Genomic DNA, 4,255 nt, shown 5'->3' with positions numbered 1-4,255 from the left:
ATTACCATTGCTGTCTTTTTTTCTACCGTCGCGCGTTTGTACTCTAAATTCCGGAATATGCATGATAAATCCGTTCTACAGGTACTACTGAAACATTGAGTGGACAAGCGTTAACTAGCGTGCGGGTGGCTTCAAACCAGTTCAACCTTTCAGCTAAACGATAATTATATTGCAACAAGCCATTTGTAACCAGTTAGATATAATCACCGCTTGCCTTTTATGTGGTTTTAGCTTGTACTTATATTTCAGTAACATTCTAGTATCGACCTTTATATCTACTATTATAGTTAGTATACCAAAAATAACGACAAACTACACAAACAACGCCCGGCTTTCATCCCGATGCTCCCCTACGGGAGAGTGCGGGACTTCCCGCCGGGGGAGTTAAATAAAAAGTAGCGGGCCGAAAGATTCTCAAAGCATCATGGTTAACAAACGCAAATCACTTCCCCCCTCTCTAACAATTAAATTAGGAAAATGGGTTTGGACAACACTCTGGCAAATAATGATGTCAAAACTTGCTCCTAGAAATAATTCAGGAGAATACATTCGTCCAGCTAGTCTATTTAGAGAAACAGTAAATACACAACCAGAAAATAAATATCAACCAGCGACTAAACGTTACCGTCTATTTGTTGGACTAGGTTGCCCTTGGGCGCACCGAACTCTTGTTGTTCGAGCATTAAAAGGTTTAGAAGATATTATCTCAATAACTATTGCCTCTCCAGCAGGGGATAAGGGTATTTGGGTATTTGAAAATGAACAAGAAGGATGTCACACTTTACCAGAATTATATGACTTAGCACAGCCTGGTTACAAAGGGCGTTCGACTGTACCTGTATTGTGGGATGACCAGACAAAAACTATTGTTAATAATGAAAGTTCAGATATTATTGTGATGCTAAATGCTGAATTTAATCAGTTTGCCAAAAATCCAGATCTTGACCTTTATCCAGAACAATTAAAAGCAAAAATAGACGAGTGGAATGAAAAGATTTACCACACAGTAAATAACGGAGTTTATCGTTGTGGGTTTGCCCAAAGTCAAGAAGCTTATGAAAAGGCTTGTCGGGAATTATTTACTACTTTAGATGAAATTGATAATACTCTTTCTAAAAGTCGATATCTTTGTGGTGAGTTAGTAACATTAGCAGATGTACGTTTATTTACTACTTTATTCCGCTTTGATGTTGTTTACTATGGATTATTTAAGTGCAACTTACGGAGAATTAAAGATTATAAATATTTGAGTGTTTATCTACAAGATTTATATCAACTTCCAGGAATAGCAAATACTTGTAATTTAGAGGCAGTGAAAAAAGATTATTATGGGAATCTTTTTCCTCTTAATCCTGGTGGTATTATTCCTTTGGGTTAGGTCCAGATATAGCCATACAGGCAATTCAAAATTCAAAATTCAAAATTCAAAAGTAATCCCTGGAAAAGCTTGCACTTTTTTCGCTCCAAAAAGAAACTTGCCTTTATTTTTACAGCAGTTTTCATTTGGGTAAACCACAGTAAGGACGTTCCATGGAACGTACCCTACAAGATTCTGGCTGTGACGATATGGTTCATCAATCTGAAAAGCGCTGTAAATGTTTTGAAACTTCATCAGCAAGCCCTAAGTATGAGGTACAAATATGCAAGGATTCATAAGCATTCAGCCCTAAGCTATCAGCTAAGTAGTCCTGTAAAATAGACATCTCCAGAAAAGACAGAGCAGGGAGCAGGGAGCAGGGAGTAGGAAGAAATAATTGATGATTTCTGTACGATAATTGATTTTAATTTTTATTATTGGAGATGTCTAATACAAAATAAATTTCCTAGTAGTTGAGGGAGGGAAAATGTAAGCATTCAGCTATTAGTAGTCAGCAGTCAGCTCCTAACTTTTTAATGAATGAAGCCAGCGTTATTTTAACTTCTACTAAATTTTTAACCAGAAATCTGAGTGGTTAACCCATATAATTTGTGGCAGAAAATTATGGGTTTATCTCAGAAGCTGATAGCTGCTAGCTGACTGCTGAATGCTTACGGGAAAATTTTCCCTCTTTATCTCAAGATGTCTAATAGTAATTTGACACTCTGCGCTCTAAAGAGACGCAGATTCTTAAGAAGTCCAGAAATAAACTCTTAAAGGCGTTGTCAAAGCACCTCTACTTAGTTGGCTTAAGTTGAGCTTGAGCCTTCCAGATACAATTCTTACGAATATTTGCTGCACCGTTGCAGTCAGCATTAATCAAATAACCCGCAGCAGATTGATACAAACCTCGTTGTCTTGATGCAGTCGCTCATGGGGGAGACCCCCTTTGGCGGCGCTGCATCGCTTAGTGCGTTTTCCTGATGGTTCCCAGTTATCGGGTTTTTCACGCCCTGATTGGGAGTGAGTCATCATCTAAAAACGATGATTCATGAAGTATAAGATTCCTCAGTTTCTACAAATTGCAGCCCATACAAGTTGCAAAGTTGCTCTATTCTTTCTTTGAGTCTGCCAGTAGGAATTTGTACAAATTTTTGATTAGTTTTAGCTCCTAACTGAATTGACTGTTTTTGCCCTTTATTCCAACCAAAAACGACTGTACCAATTCCATTTTCAAGGCAATGGTTGATAATTAATCGCGCTGTTTTATTAACAGCATCCCGCATTTGTCGATTACGTTTTTCAGTGATACAAGCTAATCTCTCAGACCAAAATCCTGGAGGTTGATTTTCTCTAATTATAGCAACTTGCTTATTGTACCACTGATTTTTGGATTTTATATGTTTCCCATCAATAATAAAACTATGACCTTGGGTATCTACGCAGGTTAGCCAGTTGTTTAAACCGTGGTCAATAGAAAGTGCTTGACCCGAATCTAACTTAACTGACTGAATTTTCATGGAATAAACAAACTCGGTATAAAAGCAACCGTGACGGGGAAGAATTCTAATTTCTTTAATTGAGTCCCAATCTAGGTTGCTGGCCATTTGAATGTAGAATGCCTCCAATCCAAACCATGCTTTAACCTTACATCCTAATGGAACTCTAATCTTTTCATTAGTTAGTTTTAACCATTTTTTAGGATAAGAAACGGTAAATAAACCAGGCTTTCGATAGTTAGGCGGCTTCGGTTTATTAGCCAATTCATCTTTCCCAAAGAGCTTTAATAACTCTCTAAAGCTGCTGAAAGATTCAACAACACCATTACATATTTGTTGAGCGTGCTTAGGCATACATCGCATTAAAATGTCTGTTCCATTTCATCTGCCGGCACAGTTCGCCAATAGTTACAAATCTATTTTTTTTTAACCAAACTTATCGGGCATAATAAACAGAACAATTAAACACTTTATTGGCCTCACCGCACAAATATTCTAATACGGCCAATAGGTCTTGATCTGGATGCAATAAAACTTGCTGGCATCCCAGATTTTTGGCTTTTTTCTTAGTTTTTTTGTTCATGGTTTCATTATCATTCAAATGTCGATAAATGTAAACTTATCAACATGAAAAACCAACAAAAAATATACCGACATGGCAACCATTCAGTAGGTTTAGCCCACGTCCATTTAGTCTGGGTTCCCAAGAGGCGCAAGAAAGTTTTAGTGGGCCAAGTAAAAATAAGATTGGCAGCGACTTTATCGGAAGTTGCCACAGAAAAAGGTTGGTTAATTAAAGGATTAGAAATAGCCCCAGAGCACGTTCATGTATTGGTAGAACATGGTTCTGATATAGCCATCCACAAAATAGTTAAAGCTTTTAAAGGCAGGTCATTCAGGCTGTTGCGAAAAGAATTTCCTGAGTTATGCAAGTTGCCTAGTCTGTGGACCCACAGTTATTTTTATGAGACCACTGGAAAGGTCAGTACAACTAAGGTTCTGGAATACATTAACGACCCCCATCACAATGACTAAAGTACCAGAGTCGTTTTTCCGCCCCGATGCATAAAAGATGGGGCGTGACCTTACTCCCGACATTTTTCCGTGTAATTAATGCCGGCATAAGCATTTACCAGCTATTGCTGAAAGCATAGCCTTAAAAGCAGGTTATTATTGCTGATAACTGATAAGTGATAACTGATAACTGAAATAACCCATATTTTTTTGAGATTTATTCAGCAAGCCGTAATTAATTCCTCAATACTTTTCTTGTTAATTTTCCACATTTCCTCTTCTTCCCAAACCCATCTACTATCAACCCGCTGCACCGTACCATCAAAATTAAAGACAGTTACCGTTGCTAAAGTCTCAATCCACACAGTCGCTCCACAACTATGAG

General features: G+C 37.7%; 3 protein-coding genes. 2 read left to right on the top strand and 1 reads right to left on the bottom strand.

The window, feature by feature from the left end; translation table 11 throughout:
• Positions 1-424: 424 nt before the first annotated feature.
• Positions 425-1,378: a glutathione S-transferase family protein gene (locus F6K40_RS39070; protein ID WP_293145346.1), complete on the top strand. Its 954-nt coding sequence runs from the start codon at positions 425-427 to the stop codon at positions 1,376-1,378.
• Positions 1,379-2,406: 1,028 nt separating this feature from the next.
• On the opposite strand, the gene F6K40_RS39065 is transcribed toward F6K40_RS39070, so the two are convergent.
• Complete coding sequence (locus F6K40_RS39065) at positions 2,407-3,210, bottom strand: RNA-guided endonuclease InsQ/TnpB family protein (RefSeq protein WP_293145343.1); 804 nt, start codon at positions 3,208-3,210, stop codon at positions 2,407-2,409.
• 273 nt (positions 3,211-3,483) lie between these two features.
• On the opposite strand from F6K40_RS39065, the gene tnpA reads away from it, so the two are divergent.
• Positions 3,484-3,891, top strand: coding sequence for an IS200/IS605 family transposase (gene tnpA, locus F6K40_RS39060; protein ID WP_293145340.1), 408 nt, complete (start codon positions 3,484-3,486; stop codon positions 3,889-3,891).
• Positions 3,892-4,255 lie beyond the last annotated feature (364 nt).

Origin of the sequence: Okeania sp. SIO3I5 (assembly GCF_010672085.1) — a bacterium.
In the GTDB taxonomy this organism is placed as follows: Bacteria; Cyanobacteriota; Cyanobacteriia; order Cyanobacteriales; family Microcoleaceae; genus Trichodesmium.
This window is presented reverse-complemented; position numbering and strand designations above follow the sequence as displayed.

Bases quoted from the DNA above. Each gene is read 5' to 3' on its own strand.
- F6K40_RS39070 (WP_293145346.1), top strand. From the start codon at position 425: ATGGTTAACAAACGCAAATCACTTCCCCCCTCTCTAACAATTAAATTA.
- F6K40_RS39065 (WP_293145343.1), bottom strand. From the start codon at position 3,210: ATGCCTAAGCACGCTCAACAAATATGTAATGGTGTTGTTGAATCTTTC.
- tnpA (WP_293145340.1), top strand. From the start codon at position 3,484: ATGAAAAACCAACAAAAAATATACCGACATGGCAACCATTCAGTAGGT.